This window comes from Streptomyces sp. RP5T (assembly GCF_003933965.1).
Lineage (GTDB): Bacteria > Actinomycetota > Actinomycetes > Streptomycetales > Streptomycetaceae > Streptomyces.
On sequence record NZ_RSAJ01000170.1, the window covers coordinates 1 to 15433 of the forward strand.

General features: G+C 68.5%; 17 protein-coding genes and 1 tRNA gene. 9 read left to right on the plus strand and 9 right to left on the minus strand.

From position 1 onward, the window contains the following. Together EHS43_RS19310 and EHS43_RS19315 are read right to left on the minus strand one after the other, a co-directional pair. A partial coding sequence (locus EHS43_RS19310) for a serine/threonine-protein kinase (protein WP_148104062.1) occupies nt 1–860 on the minus strand: 860 nt, incomplete at its 3' end. Nucleotides 861–1095: 235 nt separating this feature from the next. Continuing rightward, nucleotides 1096–1644 (minus strand): DNA-binding protein, encoded by a 549-nt coding sequence (locus EHS43_RS19315; RefSeq protein WP_031036313.1) that lies wholly within the window; start codon nt 1642–1644, stop codon nt 1096–1098. 184 nt (nt 1645–1828) lie between these two features. Between EHS43_RS19315 and EHS43_RS19320 the strand changes: the two genes are divergently transcribed. Then, a tRNA-Ala gene (locus tag EHS43_RS19320) sits at nt 1829–1901 on the plus strand. Between the two features lie 105 nt (nt 1902–2006). Here EHS43_RS19320 and EHS43_RS19325 read toward each other — a convergent pair. Next, nucleotides 2007–2966, minus strand: a complete 960-nt coding sequence (locus EHS43_RS19325) for a glycoside hydrolase family 26 protein (protein WP_125192020.1) — start codon at nt 2964–2966, stop codon at nt 2007–2009. A gap of 150 nt (nt 2967–3116) precedes the next feature. Continuing rightward, on the minus strand, nt 3117–3818 hold the full coding sequence (locus tag EHS43_RS19330; RefSeq protein ID WP_125192021.1) for a DUF5324 family protein: 702 nt from the start codon (nt 3816–3818) through the stop codon (nt 3117–3119). Between the two features lie 242 nt (nt 3819–4060). Here EHS43_RS19330 and EHS43_RS19335 point away from each other — a divergent pair, with 242 nt between their 5' ends. Beyond that, entirely contained in the window at nt 4061–4594 is a 534-nt protein-coding gene (locus EHS43_RS19335; protein ID WP_037707153.1) for a peptidylprolyl isomerase, read from the plus strand. A 106-nt stretch (nt 4595–4700) separates the two neighbouring features. After that, nucleotides 4701–5585, plus strand: a complete 885-nt coding sequence (locus EHS43_RS19340; protein ID WP_125192022.1) for a rhomboid family intramembrane serine protease — start codon at nt 4701–4703, stop codon at nt 5583–5585. Between the two features lie 264 nt (nt 5586–5849). Here EHS43_RS19340 and crgA read toward each other — a convergent pair whose 3' ends face one another. Next, the gene (gene crgA / locus EHS43_RS19345) at nt 5850–6104 is read right to left on the minus strand and encodes a cell division protein CrgA (RefSeq protein WP_125192023.1); all 255 of its coding nucleotides are present in this window, start codon (nt 6102–6104) and stop codon (nt 5850–5852) included. Nucleotides 6105–6244: 140 nt separating this feature from the next. Between crgA and EHS43_RS19350 the strand changes: the two genes are divergently transcribed. Genes EHS43_RS19350 through EHS43_RS19375 form a run of 6 tightly spaced genes read left to right on the plus strand, consistent with a single transcriptional unit; the run spans nt 6245 to nt 10483 of the window. After that, nucleotides 6245–7024: a DUF881 domain-containing protein gene (locus EHS43_RS19350; protein WP_125192024.1), complete on the plus strand. Its 780-nt coding sequence runs from the start codon at nt 6245–6247 to the stop codon at nt 7022–7024. 27 nt (nt 7025–7051) lie between these two features. Next, nucleotides 7052–7741: a class E sortase gene (locus EHS43_RS19355; RefSeq protein WP_125192025.1), complete on the plus strand. Its 690-nt coding sequence runs from the start codon at nt 7052–7054 to the stop codon at nt 7739–7741. A gap of 52 nt (nt 7742–7793) precedes the next feature. Continuing rightward, nucleotides 7794–7955 carry a hypothetical protein gene (locus tag EHS43_RS19360; protein WP_019324742.1) on the plus strand — a complete coding sequence of 54 codons (162 nt, stop codon included), beginning with the start codon at nt 7794–7796 and terminating at the stop codon, nt 7953–7955. Further along, on the plus strand, nt 7952–8590 hold the full coding sequence (locus EHS43_RS19365) for an aminodeoxychorismate/anthranilate synthase component II (protein ID WP_125192026.1): 639 nt from the start codon (nt 7952–7954) through the stop codon (nt 8588–8590). The genes EHS43_RS19360 and EHS43_RS19365 overlap by 4 nt, the downstream gene beginning before the upstream one ends. Further along, nucleotides 8587–9732 carry a class E sortase gene (locus EHS43_RS19370; protein ID WP_125192027.1) on the plus strand — a complete coding sequence of 382 codons (1146 nt, stop codon included), beginning with the start codon at nt 8587–8589 and terminating at the stop codon, nt 9730–9732. Before EHS43_RS19365 ends, EHS43_RS19370 begins: the two co-directional genes overlap by 4 nt. Nucleotides 9733–9745: 13 nt before the next feature. Further along, entirely contained in the window at nt 9746–10483 is a 738-nt protein-coding gene (locus EHS43_RS19375; protein ID WP_125192028.1) for a class E sortase, read from the plus strand. 101 nt (nt 10484–10584) lie between these two features. On the opposite strand, the gene EHS43_RS47860 is transcribed toward EHS43_RS19375, so the two are convergent. The 4 genes from EHS43_RS47860 to EHS43_RS19395 all read right to left on the minus strand — a co-directional run bounded on the left by EHS43_RS47860 (nt 10585) and on the right by EHS43_RS19395 (nt 15385). Next, on the minus strand, nt 10585–11241 hold the full coding sequence (locus EHS43_RS47860) for a restriction endonuclease (RefSeq protein WP_260470612.1): 657 nt from the start codon (nt 11239–11241) through the stop codon (nt 10585–10587). A 180-nt stretch (nt 11242–11421) separates the two neighbouring features. Beyond that, a complete protein-coding gene (locus EHS43_RS47865) occupies nt 11422–11616 on the minus strand; it encodes a hypothetical protein (RefSeq protein ID WP_260470613.1) in 195 nt (64 codons plus the stop codon). 135 nt (nt 11617–11751) lie between these two features. Next, entirely contained in the window at nt 11752–13743 is a 1992-nt protein-coding gene (gene pknB / locus EHS43_RS19385; RefSeq protein ID WP_125192029.1) for a Stk1 family PASTA domain-containing Ser/Thr kinase, read from the minus strand. 169 nt (nt 13744–13912) lie between these two features. Beyond that, nucleotides 13913–15385, minus strand: a complete 1473-nt coding sequence (locus EHS43_RS19395) for a penicillin-binding transpeptidase domain-containing protein (RefSeq protein ID WP_125192030.1) — start codon at nt 15383–15385, stop codon at nt 13913–13915. Between the last annotated feature and the right edge of the window lie 48 nt (nt 15386–15433).

Below are 15433 nucleotides of genomic sequence, written 5' to 3' on the forward strand. Positions count from 1 at the left end.
AACCCGGGGGGCAGGGGGCCGAGTTGGTCGAAGATCTCGATCGTCTCGTCGTCGGTGCCGGGGTCCGGGAGGAGTTCCCGGGCGGCGGCGAGGGCCTTGCGGGCCCCCGTGGCGGTGCGGAAGCGGGCCTGGGGGTCCGGCTGGAGGAGGGAGGCCACGACCTGCCAGAGCGGTTCGGGGACACTCTGGGGCGCGCCCGGGGTGCCGTGGGCGGCGAAGTACTCGATGAGTGCCTTCGCGTCGGGCTTGGCGCCCTCCAGGAGGTACAGCGCGACCAGGCCGACGGCGAACAGGTCGGCGGGGAAGTCGGGTTCCGCGCCCAGCATCTGCTCGGGGGCGAGATAACCGGGTGTGCCCACGACGAGGTTGGTCTCGGTCAGACGGGGCTCGCCCAGCCGCATGGCGATGCCGAAGTCGGACAGCCGCAGCCGCGGGCGGGCGGTGCCGGTGGCTTCGAGCAGGATGTTGGCGGGTTTGATGTCACGGTGCACGACACCTTCCGCGTGCACCGCGGCCAGTCCCGCGAGGAGTTGGTCGAGCAGGGTGCAGACGAAAGCGGGCGGCAGCGGACCGTAGTCCCCGACCAGGTGGACCAGCGAGCCGCCGGCGACCAGGTCCATGGTGAACAGCACCTTGTCGTCGTCGGCGGCCCAGCTGGCCGGCGCGAGGACGTGGGGGTGGTCGATCCGCAGGGCCTGTTCGCGGACGAAGCGCAGCAGGGAGTGGGCGTCGCTCTGCAGCAGGACCTTGGCGGCCACATACCTGCGGCGCCGGTGGTCCCAGGCGCGCCAGACGGCGCCGACGCCTCCGCGTCCGATCGGGTCGGCCAGTTCGTACCGGCCGGCGAACACCTCACCCATGACTGCGCGTCGCTCCTCCCCCTGCGGTTACCCCCGTTGCTTCCCCCTCGATGAGCGTTACGACCCTTGTGGCCTCCCCGATGAGAGATACGACCCCGTGTTCCTCGTCTCCTCGGCGACCGGCACACCCCCGCGTGCCGTCCGCCGGTGAGGAGCGCGACCCCCTCGCGCTCCCCGTCCCGTCCGCAGCGCCTCCCGCCCGGCCCGAACCCCCTTCGGTGACCGGACGGACGGTTCAGTTCTGGTGGGACTGGTAGTGCGTGACGGCGTCGGAGGTGCGGCCGGCGCCGTAGACCCGAAGGAACTCTGCCAGTTCCGGGTGGGTCGGGGCGAGGGTGTCGGCCGCGTCGATGATGTCCCCGGCGGCGGCCACCGAGCGCAGCAGCGACTGGATCTCGCGGACGACCCGCTTGACCGTCGGCGCACCCGAACTACTGGTGGTGGTCGTGGTGTTGCTGAGCACCGAGCCCCCCTGCGACTTCTTGATCTCGTCCATGCGCTCGGTCGCCTCGGCCGCGCTCACGCTGCCGTCCGCGACCTGCCCCGCCAGGTCCTGCAGCAGCTGCACCCGCTGGACCACGGCGGGATTGCCGATCTTCGCCCGCTGACCGCTCATCAGCTGCGACAGCATCGGAGCGGACAGTCCCAGCACCCCCGCGAGACGAGCCTGGTTGAGGCCCAGGTCATCTATGAGCTTGCGAAAGAGCGCCCCCAGCGGCTCCCCGTACCAGTTCCGCTGCAGTTCCCGCGCTCTCGCGGTCGCTTCCTGCTGTGCGGCGTCCATGTGCGTCTCCCCATCGCTTCCCCAAAAAACCGTGGTTCGCGACAGCGAACCACGCCGAGCATCTTACGGAGAGTGGTCGTTCGCGGGGACCCCCAATCTTTTTGCGGAATACCGGGGATGACCCGGTACTCTGGTCTGCGGCGCCCACCGGTAAGTGGTTCTTCCGGCGGACGTCCCTCTTCCCGGGGCCTTAGCTCAGTTGGTAGAGCGCTGTCTTTGCATGGCAGATGTCAGGGGTTCGACTCCCCTAGGCTCCACTCCAGGAGACCCCTCCGACCTGCGGATTCGCGGCCGGAGGGGTTCTTCGTGTCCGGCCGTGTCGGGCCGTGCCCGGTCGTGGACGCGAGGGCCCGCGTGCCCGTCTACCGCATCAGCGAGCGGTACACCGCCGAGGACCTCGGGTGGGCCCGGCAGCCCCACACACCGTGCGGGCAGTAGTCGGTGATGGCCTGGTAGAGGGGGCGCTGCCGCGCGAACCAGGTGAGCATGCCGCGGATGTACGCCGGGTTGTCGCCGTTCTCGAACAGGCCCCACTCCTGGTACGAGAAGGGTTTGCCGTGGGCGCGGGCGAAGCGGACGTGGGCGCGCAGACCGTACGGCTCGCTGACCTGGTCGGTGAAGCGCAGGCCGCGCGGGGCGTCGTAGGCGTCCATACCGATGATGTCGACGACCTCGTCGCCCGGGTAGCAGCGCGGCCACGGGATGGCGTCGCGGCCCCGCGTGGGCGTGAACTCGAAGCGGAAGCGCTGGCCGGGCACGGAACGCATCGCGTGCACGATCCTCGTCCAGTAGGCCTTCCAGGCGGCCGGGTCGGGGCCGCAGCGGTGGCTGTAGGTGGTCCCGTTCATCTCCCAGCCGAGGACGACGATCGTGTCCGGGACGCCGAGCGCCGTCAGCCGTCGGGCCAGGGTGCGGAAGTGGCTAACGTGGTCGCCGCTCGCCCCGCGGCGAAGTCCGGCGCGGACCGTGCCGTCGGGGAGGTGGTCCTCGGTGTGTTCCAGCATCGGCACGTTCAGGACGAGCATCCGCCGCGGATCGGCCCGCCGCCAGGCCGCCCAGGACTCCAGCCAGCGCGCGGCCCCCTCGATGTTGCTCCAGCGGTCGCCGGGCAGGTACACGTGCCCGACCCGGGGAGCGGGGCCGCCGAGCCAGGCGCCGAGTGCGCCGAGGCGTTGCACGTCGGCGGGCTCGTAGCCGACGTACGCGCCGTACGCGCCGTGCGCGGAAGGTGTCGCGGGCTCGGGGGCGCGGGCGGTGCAGGCCGAAGCCAGGAGCAGCAGGGCGGCGGTCAGGGCGAGCGGCCCGCGGCGCGAGGGCTTCATCAGGGCGGCGGTCCATCCGGTGCGAGGAGGTGGTCCCCGCGACTGTGACGCACGGGGGCCCTGCCGCACCGCTCGGGCCACACCGTCGGGTGAACACGGCGGTGGGGCGGAGAAGTTCCGCCCCACCACTGGTACACGCCGGTTTCGGCGTCAGCGCCCTTCGTCGTTCTTCGCGGCGTCCTCCTCGGCCTCCTTCGCCTGGACCTCCGGGTCCAGGACGGACTGGCCGGTGCCGTCCACGGACGTCAGCCGGCCCGCCTCGGGCACCTCGGTCGCGGCGGGCGGCTCGACCAGCCAGTCGGGGTTGGCCTGCTTGTCCCACCACTTCCAGGCCGCGTAGGCGCCGCCTGCCACGATGCCCGCGACCGCCAGCGCCTTGGCCAGCCGTCCTGCGCGGGCCCGCCGCTCGTGCTTGCGGACCAGCTTGCGGACCTCCTTGGGCGAGACCTGGCCGCGCAGGGCGGCCAGTGCGGCCACGCTGCGGGCGGCGGCCTCCTCACGGACCGGGCCGGCCGCGGCGACGGCCTGCTCGATCCTCGGGCGGGAATAGTCGGCGGCCTGCCGCGCGGCCTTGCGGGTGCGCACGGCGGCCTCGTGGGCGGCCTGGTCGACCTTCGGCGGAACATGCGTACGGGCCTGCTCCAGGCGCGGCGCGACGTGGGCGCCGTACTGGACACGCGCCTGTTCGGCCGCCTGCGAGACCTTCGGCGCGAGACGTACGCGTGCCTCCGTCGCGTAGTGCGAGGCCTTGTCCTTGGCCGTGTCGGCGTAGGGCGCCACCACTTCCGCGGCGTGCAGCACGCTGTCCTTCGCCGAGCCGGTCGCGGCGCGCACGCTGTCGATGCGGGTCACGGGATCCTCCTCCTCGGTGGCGTACGGTAATTCGACTTTCCACCCTTTTACGGATCATGCCTGCCGGAGTGCAGCCCGGCACCTGAGGGCGGGCATCCGGATCAATAACGGGTGAATACGTGGCAACAGGAGCTTGTCGACGACAATGCCACGGATCGCCGGTCCGCGCCCCCGTCCGACCGATGCTCGGCCGGATCCGTGCGAGGATCGGTCGGGCACAGGAAGACAACGGAAGGCAGATCGTGGCCGAGCAGCTTTACGCCACCCTGAAGACCAACCACGGCGACATCGAAGTCCGGCTCCTGCCGAACCACGCTCCGAAGACGGTCAAGAACTTCGTCGAACTCGCCCAGGGCGAGCGCGAGTGGACGCACCCGGGCACCGGTGAGAAGTCCACCAAGAGGCTCTACGACGGCACGATCTTCCACCGTGTCATCAGCGGCTTCATGATCCAGGGCGGCGACCCGCTGGGCACCGGCATCGGCGGCCCCGGCTACGAGTTCGAGGACGAGTTCCACCCCGACCTCGGCTTCAACAAGCCCTACCTGCTCGCCATGGCCAACGCCGGCCCCGGCACCAACGGCTCGCAGTTCTTCATCACTGTCTCCCCGACGGCCTGGCTGAACCGCAAGCACACCATCTTCGGCGAGGTCACCGACCCGGCCAGCCAGAAGGTCGTCGACGCCATCGCCGGCGTCAAGACCACGCGCCCCAACGACCGCCCGGTGAACGACGTCGTCATCGAGCAGGTCGTCGTGGAGACGCGCAAGGGCTGAGCACTGGGCCAGTGCCGCAAAGGGAACCAAACGCCCCGCTCAACCGTAAGGATGAGCGGGGCTGTGCATGTGGGCACGGCCGACTCAGGGCGAATTGGGGGATGGCATGAATCAGGAGGCGGGCAGCACACCGGAGGCCCAGCACCTTCCTGGCTGCTACCGGCACCCGGACCGTGAGACCGGCATCCGCTGCACCCGCTGCGAGCGCCCGATCTGCCCCGAGTGCATGGTCAGCGCCTCGGTCGGCTTCCAGTGCCCCTCGTGCGTGCGCGACGGGGGCGGCAGCGGCCCGGCTCCGGCAGCGGCCCGGCCCCGCACCCTCGCGGGCGGCAGCGTCACGGCCGACCCCCGGCTGCTGACCAAGATCCTGATCGGGATCAACCTCGCGATGTTCATCGCGATCCAGACCCACGCGTCCCTGGCGGCCGACCTGAGTCTGGTGGGCGCCTATCCGCCGCCGCCGTTCACGGCCTCCGAGGGAGTCGCGGACGGCCAGTACTACCGCCTGGTGACCTCGCTGTTCGTGCACCAGCAGATCTGGCACATCGGCTTCAACATGCTGAGCCTGTGGTGGCTCGGCGGCCCGCTGGAGGCCGCCCTGGGCCGGGCCCGTTATCTCGCGGTCTACTTCGTCTCCGGCCTCGCGGGTAGCGCGCTGGCCTATCTGCTGGCCACCCCGGTCACCCAGACCTTCGGCGCCTCCGGTGCCATCTTCGGCCTCTTCGGCGCGACCGCCGTGCTGATGCGCCGACTCGAATACGACCTGCGGCCGATCATCGCTCTCCTGGTGATCAACCTGATCTTCACCTTCGGCTGGAGCAGCATCTCCTGGCAGGCCCACATCGGTGGCCTGGTCGCCGGTCTCATCACGGGGTACGCCATGGTCCACGCCCCGCGTCAGCGGCGGGCGCTGGTGCAGTACGGCACCTGTGCGCTGGTTCTGCTGGCCGTCGTGGTCATGATCGTGATCCGTACCGCCCAGCTGACCTGAGAGGGTCTCCGCGACCCCTCTGAGCGGCCGTTGTCCACAGCGCGTGCCCGATCTTGTGCATACCGTGCGGGAACAGCTGTGCCCCCTGTCACTGACCCGTGTTTGTGCAGGTCAGGCAGGGGGCGAACAGGCTTGCGGATGCTGGTGTGATGGTCGCACCGGCGTCAACACTCGATGAGTTATCCACAGATCGTAGTCTTTTCCCCAGGCCCTGTGGAAATTGCTCCAGGCTGTGGATAACTCAGCGGATAGCCCTGGGGAGAGCTACTTCCACTGGGTGGAGACGGCGAATCCGGCGGCGATGAAACCGAAGCCCACCACGATGTTCCAGTTGTCCAGGGCGTCGATGGGCAGCGAACCGTCCGTCACATAGAAGACGACGATCCAGGCGAGCCCGATGAGGAACATGGCCAGCATCACCGGCGCCACCCAGGCGCTGGTGTTCAGCTTGATGGCGGTCGCCTGCTTCGCCGGGGGCGGCGTGTAGTCGGCCTTCTTGCGGATACGTGACTTCGGCACGAGGGTCTCTCCTGTCGATGCGCTGCGTGGCCGCGCAGGTAACTGGTCGGGCTCGGGGCAGCGTACAAGGGGACACTGAGTGCTCCCCCGGGCGTCCGTTAGCGTAGTGCTTCCGTAGCGCCGAAGGAGATAAGGGTACGTTGAGCAATTCTGCCGACTCTCCCCAGTCCGGATCCAGTCCTGTCCGCAGGCGGGGTTTCCGGCCGGTGCGGGTGCTCACGGTGGGTGTCTTCGCTCTCGCGGGACTCATCTTCTTCACGAGTTTCAACACGGCCAAGGGCACCGACATCCGCACCGACGCCTCCCTGCTGAAACTCTCGGACCTCATCCAGGAGCGCAGCCACAACAACGGCGAGCTCGACGAGGCGAACGGCTCGCTGCGCCGGGACGTCGAGGCCCTCGCCGAGCGCGACGACGGCAGCACCAAGGCCGAGGACGACAAGCTCGCCGCCCTGGAGGACCGGGCCGGCACCCAGAAGATCAAGGGCAGGGCGGTCACGGTCACGCTCGACGACGCCCCGCCGAACGCCACCGCCAAGCTCCCCGGCTACCCCGAGCCGCAGCCCGACTACCTTGTCATCCACCAGCAGGACCTGCAGGCCGTGGTCAACGCCCTGTGGAAGGGTGGCGCCCAGGGCATCAAGGTCATGGACCAGCGGCTGATCTCCACCAGTGCCGTGCGCTGCGTGGGCAACACCCTGATCCTCCAGGGCCGCGTCTACTCGCCGCCCTACAAGATCCAGGCGGTCGGTGACCCCGGCAGGCTCAAGCAGGCGCTCGCGGACTCCAAGGCGATCCAGAACTACATGGTCTACGTCAACGTCTACGGCCTGGGCTGGAATGTCGCCGACGACGGCACGGTGACTCTGCCCGGCTACTCGGGCACAGTGGATCTGCAGTACGCCAAGCCCGTGGAGTGAGTGCGGGGTGAGTCCCGGGAGCCGCCGGTGCGTGTCGTCGTCAGGATCGTCAGCGAGCTGTTCATCACCGTCGGCGCCCTGATCGTGCTGTTCGTCGCCTATGTGCTGTTCTGGACCGGTGTGCGGGCCGACACCGTCATGGACGACCAGATCGACCAGTTGCAGAACCAGTGGTCGCAGGGGAGCGTGCGGCAGCCGGCAGCGACGGCCGACCCGTCCGCCGCTCCCGCGGAGCCGGCGCCGTACCGGAGCGGGAAGCCCTTCGCGATCATGTACATCCCCCGGCTCGGTTTCACGTGGAACAAGCCCGTGCTCGAAGGCACCGAGGTCAACACACTGAAAAAGGGCCTCGGGCACTACGCGAAGACCACCCGGCTCGGTCAGCAGGGCAACTTCTCGGTCGCCGGCCACCGCCGTACGTACGGCGATCCCTTCAAGGACTTTCCGCGGCTGCGGCGCGGTGACGCGGTCGTCCTGACCGACGGGACGACCTGGTTCACGTATCGGATCGACAAAGGGCCTTACAAAACAGTGCCCTCCGACATTGAGGTGATCGATCCTGTGCCACGTAAATCCGGGTACACGCGGCCTGGCCGCTATCTCACGCTGACCACGTGCGATCCGGAGTGGGGACACAGTCACCGGCTGATCGTCTGGGCACACCTGGACTCCACACAGCCTGTGGAGGACGGCAAGCCTGTTGCCCTGCGCCGTTAGTCTGGTGCGGTACGGCGTGTGTGTGGTGCCGTGGTGCGACGGAAGGGACGGCATGTACGGCTGGATCTGGCGGCATCTGCCGGGGAACGCATGGGTGAAGGCGCTGCTCTCACTCGTGCTGGTCGTTGCTGTGGTCTACGTCCTGTTCCAGTACGTGTTCCCGTGGGCCGAACCGCTGCTGCCCTTCAACGATGTGACGGTGGACAACCAGTGAGCGCGCGCATTCTCGTCGTCGACAACTACGACAGCTTCGTCTTCAACCTGGTCCAGTACCTGTACCAGCTGGGCGCCGAGTGCGAGGTGCTGCGCAACGACGAGGTGTCGACGGCGCACGCCCAGGACGGCTTCGACGGCGTCCTGCTCTCCCCGGGGCCCGGTACGCCGGAGGAGGCCGGGGTCTGCATCGAGATGGTGCGCCACTGCGCCGCCACCGGGGTGCCCGTCTTCGGCGTATGCCTCGGGATGCAGTCCATGCAGGTGGCGTACGGCGGGGTCGTGGACCGCGCCCCCGAGCTGCTGCACGGCAAGACCTCCCTCGTGGAGCACGAGGGCAAGGGCGTCTTCGCCGGTCTGCCGACGCCGTTCACCGCGACCCGCTACCACTCGCTGGCCGCCGAACCGGCGACGGTGCCAGCCGAGCTGGAGGTCACCGCGCGGACGCACGACGGGATCGTCATGGGGCTCAGGCACCGTGAACTCCCGGTCGAGGGTGTGCAGTTCCACCCCGAGTCGGTGCTGACGGAACACGGTCACCTGATGCTGGCCAACTGGCTGGTGGAGTGCGGGGACCAGGGCGCGGTGGCGAGGTCGGCGGGGCTCGCCCCGGTGGTGGGCAGGGCCACGGCGTGACGGCCCTGCGCCCCGAGCGCGAGGACTTGTACGGCGACGCGTCGTACGAGTCCTACGGCGGCGATGCCTACGGCGGGGAGTCCTTCGGCGGTGCCGGCCGCGCCCAGGAGACGTACGCCCGGGAGACGTACCCTCAGGAGCCGCACGCCGAGCGACCGCACCCCGGCAAGCACGCCCGGGGGTCGGCCGCCGGGGCGTCGGCGCCCTATGTGCCGCCTGCCGACGACGAGACGGTGGCGCTGCGGATACCCGATCCGCCGCCACCCCCCATATCCGCCTCTGTGGACTCTTCCGTCACATCCGCCACTGGATCCCCACAGGGTGGCCGTGCGGCCCGCAGAAAGGCCGCCAAGGGCCGCCACGGGCGTCATGGCGGCGGGGCCGCTCCCGACGCGCAGGCGGAGCAGGACGCGCCGGACGGCAGACCGCTGTCCCGCGTCGAGGCGCGCAGACAGGCGAAGGCCCGCAAACCCGGCGCGGCCGTCCTCGCGAGCCGGGCGATCGGCGAGGTGTTCATCACCACCGGCGTACTGATGCTGCTGTTCGTCAGCTACCAGCTCTGGTGGACCAACGTCCGGGCCCACGCACAGGCGGACAAGGAGGCGAGCAGCCTCCAGAACGACTGGGCGAGCGGGAAGGGCGCCCCCGGCACCTTCGAGCCCGGCCAGGGGTTCGCCCTGCTGCACATCCCCAAGCTGGACGTAGTGGTGCCGATAGCGGAGGGCGTCAGCAACAAGAAGGTCCTCGACAAGGGCATGGTCGGGCATTACAGCGAGGGCGCGCTGAAGACGGCGATGCCCGACGCCAAGACCGGCAACTTCGCCCTCGCCGGGCACCGCAACACCCATGGCGAGCCCTTCCGTTACATCAACAAGCTCAGCCCGGGCGACGCGATCGTCGTCGAGACGCAGGACGAGTACTTCGTCTACAAGATGACGTCGACGCTGCCGGTGACGGCTCCGAGCAACACGAGCGTGATCGACCCCGTCCCCAAGGGATCCGGTTTCACCAAGGCCGGCCGCTACATCACCCTCACCACCTGCACGCCGGAGTTCACCAGCAAGTACCGGTTGATCGTCTGGGGCAAGATGGTCGAGGAACGGCCGCGCAGCAAGGGCAAGCCGGATGCGCTCGTCCAGTAAGGGCAGATGACTAGTGGCAGCGACCACCGATCAAGAGCAGAACACCGGCACCCCTCCGCCGCGCCGCCGTGGCACCGGCCGGATCGCCATGGCGGTCAGCGTCTTCGGTGAACTCCTCATCACGGCGGGCCTGGTGCTCGGCCTGTTCGTCGTCTACTCGCTGTGGTGGACGAACGTCGTCGCCGACCGCGCGGCCCACAAGGAGGCCGACAAGGTGCGCGACAGCTGGATGCAGGACCGGGACACCGGCCCCGGCGCGCTGGACACCAGGAACGGCATCGGCTTCCTGCACGTCCCCGCGATGAGGAACGGCGAGGTCCTGGTCGAGAAGGGCACCTCGACGAAGATCCTCAACGACGGGGTCGCCGGCTACTACACCGACCCGGTCAAGGCCACGCTCCCCACCAGCGGCAAGAACGGCAACTTCTCCCTCGCCGCCCACCGCGACGGCCACGGCGCCAAGTTCCACAACATCGACAAGGTCAAGAAGGGCGATCCGATCGTCTTCGAGACCAAGGACAAGTGGTACGTCTACAAGGTCTACGCGGTCCTGCCCGAGACCTCGAAGTACAACGTCAAGGTGCTCGGCGCGGTCCCGAAGGAGTCCGGCAAGAAGAAGGCCGGCCACTACATCACGCTGACGACGTGCACGCCGGTGTACACGTCCCGGTATCGGTACGTGGTGTGGGGGGAGTTGGTCCGCACGGAGAAGGTGGACAGTGAGCGGACGCTGCCGAAGGAACTGAGATGAGGTGACTGCCCCTCTTGAAGAGGGGCAGTCACCTAGCATGACGAAGGCCCGAAGCCGCAACTTGCTCTTGCGGCTTCGGGCCTTCTTGCGTCCGGCCGTGCCTACTCCAGGACCTCCAGCGGTTCCCCGGCGCTCCACTGCTCCAGCAGCCCACGGGGTACGACGGTGATCCCGGTCTCGGCGGCGATGCTCAGGGCTTCCGCGGTGAACGGGCAGGTGGCCACGAAGAGCGCTACCTCCGCGGTGTGGAGAACCTTGGCCGCTCCGACGAACTTCTGCATGTCGGGGCTGGTGATGTTGAGGTACGGCGCGAACCGCTTGCACTGGACGACGAGACGTTGCCCACCGGCCGTGAGCGCGCTGACGTCGATACCCCGGTCTCCGTTGCCGCCCAGCACGGTCACGTCGGTGCATCCGTCGCGGCGCAGCAGCTTGGCGATGTGGTGTTCGAACGTGCGGCCGTTCATGGCGTCCATGGCGGCCATGACTCCGACGGTGGGCCGATCGTCCCGTACGCCTTCCAGTCGTTGCAACCGGGTGTGGTGCTGGTGGAGCCGACGCTCGATGCGCTGGACTCCTGCCCGCAGGGCGACCAACTCCCTGCGGTGCTCGCCCGAGGTTTCGATCAGGGCGTTGAACATCGGTACGACGGTCTTGCCGAGGATGTGGGTGATGCGTTGGTCGATGCGGTCGTCGAGGGAGGCGGTCTCCCTGTGGACAGAGTTATCCACAGGCTGCGTACGCGCCAGGTACTCCATGTCGAGAAGGTACACACGCACCTGACGTGCGACTTCGTTGTCGCGGAGGAGCATGGCGACGTTGAGGACGGTTCGGCGGGAAAAGAGGGCGAGAGATGCGGAGCGCGACTGAAGCCCACTGAGTTCCTTGAAGGAACTCAGTTCTGTACCTGTCAAGGTGTGGTAGCCGTTGGCCTCCAGCTAGGCGCGGTGGTCGAGTACGAGGGAGCGAATGGCTGTGAGGCCGACCTCGAAGTAGGACGCCACCATCGCCGTTGTCACATGCATCCCGTCCGGCAGCAGCGACAGCGCTTTGACCCTGTCGAGTACCTCCGTGCGTTCCAGCACGCCGTCGCGCAGGGACTTCGATTCCAGCAATGCCGATTCGTTGATCATGTTGTGCCCTCCGTCTGTGGTTGGGCCACGTTTCGACACGTCACCCCATCCGATCAACGACTTGTCGGATGGGAAGACACGAAGAGCCGGACCCCGTGCGGGGTCCGGCTCTTCGTCGCGGGGTGCGGGCGTCGGTCAGCCTCCGCCGCCTCCGAAGAAGCCTCCGCCGTTGTTGCCGCCGTTGTTCCCGCCGCCGACGCTCACCGTGGTCAGGTTGATCTGGGTGCCGCCCGGATCGCCGACCTCGCTGCCCGCCCCCGGGTCCTGCTGGGCCACCAGGGCGGTGTCGCTCTGGTCGCTGCCGTTCGCGAACTGGATGTTCGTGAAGCCGGCGTTGTTGAGGATCTGCCTGGCCTGGCCGACCGTACGGCCCACCACGCTCGGGACCTCGGTCTTGTCGGCCGCCTTGCCGATCTGGATGGTGACCTGCGAGTTCTTGTCGGCCTGGGTGCCGGCCTGCGGCGAGGTCGAGATGACCTTGCCGATCTGGTTGGTGTCCTCGGTCTCCACCTCGGTGCAGTTGCCGACGAGGTTGTTCGCCTGCATCTGGGCCTTGGCGTCGTCACAGGAACGGCCGATGACGTCCGGGACCGTGGACTTCTCCTCGGCCTTGGCGATGGTGAGGGTGACGGTGGAACCCTTCTCCACCTCCGCGCCGAGTTTCGGGTCCTGATCCAGGACGGTGCCCGGCTCCTCGGTGGACACCTGCTTCTTGGTCTTGACGACGAACTGGTACTGATCGCCCTCCAGCGTCTCCGTGGCCTTGTCGACGTCCTGGCCGAGGACACTGGGAACCGCCACCTTCGGCGCCCCGGTGGACACCACGATGCTGACGGTGGACTGCTTGTCGACCTTGGTGCCGCCCGTCGGGTTCTGCTCGCAGATGTTGCCCTTGGCCGTGTTCTCACAGGCCTTCTGCGTGACCTCGCCGAGCTTCAGGTCGACGTTGCCCAACTGTTTGGCGGCCTCGGCCTGCGGCTGGTTGACCAGGTTCGGCACGGTCACCTGGTCGTTGCCCGCGCCGCCGCCGCTGAAGATCCACTGGCCGATCAGGATCGCGCCGACGAGCACCAGGACGCCCGCCACCGCCAACAGGATCGTCGAGGTGTTCGACTTCTTCTGGCGGCGCCGGTCGGGGCGGTCGTCGTAGCCGTAGCCGCCGTCGTCCGGGTTCATGGGCGGCAGCATGGTGGTGGCGCCCGCGTCGGAGCGCAGGGCCGTGGTCGCCTGGTCGTCGGGGTAGCCGCCGTAGCCCACCGAGCCCATGGCCGCGGTGGCCGCCACCGGCTGGCCGTCGAGGCAGGCCTCGATGTCGGCGCGCATCTCGTCGGCGGACTGGTAACGGTAGTTCGGGTCCTTGACCAGGGCCTTGAGGACGATGGCGTCCATCTCGGGCGTGATCTCGGGGTCGAAGACCGACGGCGGCTGGGCCTCCTCGCGGACGTGCTGGTAGGCGACGGCCACGGGTGAGTCGCCCACGAAGGGCGGCCGGACCGTCAGCAGCTCGTAGAGGAGACAGCCGGTCGAGTAGAGGTCCGACCGGGCGTCGACCTGTTCGCCCTTCGCCTGCTCCGGGGAGAGGTACTGGGCGGTGCCGATGACCGCGGAGGTCTGGGTCATCGTCATGCCGGAGTCGCCCATGGCGCGCGCGATGCCGAAGTCCATGACCTTGACCTGGCCGTTGCGCGTGAGCATGACGTTGGCCGGCTTGATGTCCCGGTGCACGATCCCGCTGCGGTGGGAGTACTCCAGCGCCTGGAGGATCCCGATGGTCATCTCCAGGGAGCGCTCCGGCAGCAGCTTGCGGCCGGAGTGCAGCAGCTCACGGAGCGTGGAGCCGTCGACGTACTCCATGACGATGTACGGGATCGAGACCCCGTCGATGTAGTCCTCGCCCGTGTCGTAGACCGCCACGATCGCGGGATGGTTGAGCGAGGCGGCCGACTGGGCCTCCCGGCGGAACCGGGCCTGGAAGGACGGGTCGCGCGCGAGGTCCGCGCGCAGCGTCTTCACCGCCACGGTGCGGCCGAGGCGCGTGTCCATGGCGAGGTAGACCTCCGCCATGCCACCACGGCCGAGCACCTGGCCCAGCTCGTACCGGCCGCCGAGGCGACGCGGCTCTTCCATAGCTTCCTACCAGCCCTCTCCGTCGGTCCCGACCGGCACGTGTGTGCGGTCGGAGGCTGCACTCCGGGCCTACCGTACCCGGCTTGCTTTGTGTGACCTGGCCAAGTGCGTCACCCGATACAGGACCGGTATCGCAACGTGCACCGATGTGAAGGGGACGTGAGCGGGGTCACTTCTTGGAGCCGATGACCGCCTCCATGACGCTCTTGGCGATCGGCGCCGCGAGACCGCTTCCGGAGATGTTCTCGCGGACCGCGTTGTCGTCCTGGACCACCACGGCCACGGCGACCGGCACGCTGTCGCCGACCTTGGCGTACGAGATGAACCAGGCGTACGGGTTCTTGCTGTTGTTCTCGCCGTGCTGGGCGGTACCGGTCTTGCCGCCCACGGTGACGTTGTCGATCTGGGCCGTGGTTCCGGTGCCCTTCTCGACGACCGTCTCCATCATCGACTGGAGGGTCTGGGCGTTCTCCGGGGACAGCGGCTCGCTCATCTTCTCCGGCTCGGTCTTCTCCAGGGTGTCCACGTTCGGGGCCTGGAGGGAGTCGACCATGTACGGCTTCATCAGGGTGCCGTTGTTGGCGACAGCCGCGGCGACCATGGCCATCTGGAGCGGGGTCGCGGCGGTGTTGTACTGGCCGATGGAGGACAGCGCGGTCTGCGAGGGGTTCATGTCGTCGGAGAAGACCGAGGCGCTGGAGCGGACCGGCGTGAACTGCTCCTCGGTGAAGCCGAACTTCTTGGCCTCCTCGAGCATCTTGTCGTTGCCGAGCTGGGAGCCGATCTTGCCGAAGACGGTGTTGCACGAGTACTGCAGCGCGACCCGCAGGGTGGCGTTCTTGCAGGGGATGTTGCCCTCGTTCTTCAGCTGGGTCGTGGTCCCCGGCATGGTCCACGGCAGCGGGGAGTCGGTCTGCTCGTCGGCCGACTTGTACAGGCCGTTCTCCAGCGCGGCGGCTGCGGTGACGACCTTGAAGGTGGAGCCGGGCGGGTAGACCTCACGCAGCGCCCGGTTGAGCGAGGGGTCGTCGGGGTTGTTCTTCTTGTCGAGCTTCTTCCAGGCCTCGGCGTCGGCGTCACTGCCGCCGGCGATCGTGGAGGGGTCGTACGACGGGTACGAGGCCAGCGCCAGGATCTTGCCGGTGGAGGGCTCGATGGCGGCGACCGCGCCCTTGCCGCCCTGCTTCTTCAGACCCTCGTAGGCGGCCTTCTGAGCGGCGGCGCTGAGGGTGGTGACGACATTGCCGCCCTCCTTCGGCTTGCCGGTGAGCATGTCGAGGGTGTTGCGGAAGAAGAGCCGGTCGTCGGTGCCGGTGAGGATGCCGTCCTCGATGGACTCCAGCTGGGTGGCGCCGTAGGCCTGGGAGACGAAGCCGGTGACCGGCGCCCACATGGCGCCGTCCTTGTAGGTGCGCTTGTACTTGAAGTCGCCCGACGTCGTCTCCGCGTGCCCGGTGATGGCCTTGCCGTCGACGATGATGTCGCCGCGGGGCGTGGCGTACCGCGCGATGAGCACACGGCGGTTGTCCGGGTCCTCGCGGAGGCTGTCGGCCTTGACGTACTGGAGCCAGTTGTCGCGGATGAGCAGGGCGAGGACCAGAAGGCCGCAGAAGATCGCGATCCGGCGCAGGGGCTTGTTCATGACGGGCGGACCACCTGGGTCATCTCGGCGTCGGGGCTGGGGTCGGGG

Excerpts from the sequence above, each read along its gene's own strand:
- EHS43_RS19360 (WP_019324742.1), top strand. The coding sequence starts at position 7,794 with ATGTACGGCTGGATCTGGCGGCATCTGCCGGGGAACGCATGGGTGAAG.
- EHS43_RS19325 (WP_125192020.1), bottom strand. The coding sequence starts at position 2,966 with ATGAAGCCCTCGCGCCGCGGGCCGCTCGCCCTGACCGCCGCCCTGCTG.
- EHS43_RS47865 (WP_260470613.1), bottom strand. The coding sequence starts at position 11,616 with ATGATCAACGAATCGGCATTGCTGGAATCGAAGTCCCTGCGCGACGGC.
- EHS43_RS19340 (WP_125192022.1), top strand. The coding sequence starts at position 4,701 with ATGAATCAGGAGGCGGGCAGCACACCGGAGGCCCAGCACCTTCCTGGC.
- EHS43_RS47860 (WP_260470612.1), bottom strand. The coding sequence starts at position 11,241 with ATGGAGTACCTGGCGCGTACGCAGCCTGTGGATAACTCTGTCCACAGG.
- EHS43_RS19395 (WP_125192030.1), bottom strand. The coding sequence starts at position 15,385 with ATGAACAAGCCCCTGCGCCGGATCGCGATCTTCTGCGGCCTTCTGGTC.
- pknB (WP_125192029.1), bottom strand. The coding sequence starts at position 13,743 with ATGGAAGAGCCGCGTCGCCTCGGCGGCCGGTACGAGCTGGGCCAGGTG.
- EHS43_RS19315 (WP_031036313.1), bottom strand. The coding sequence starts at position 1,644 with ATGGACGCCGCACAGCAGGAAGCGACCGCGAGAGCGCGGGAACTGCAG.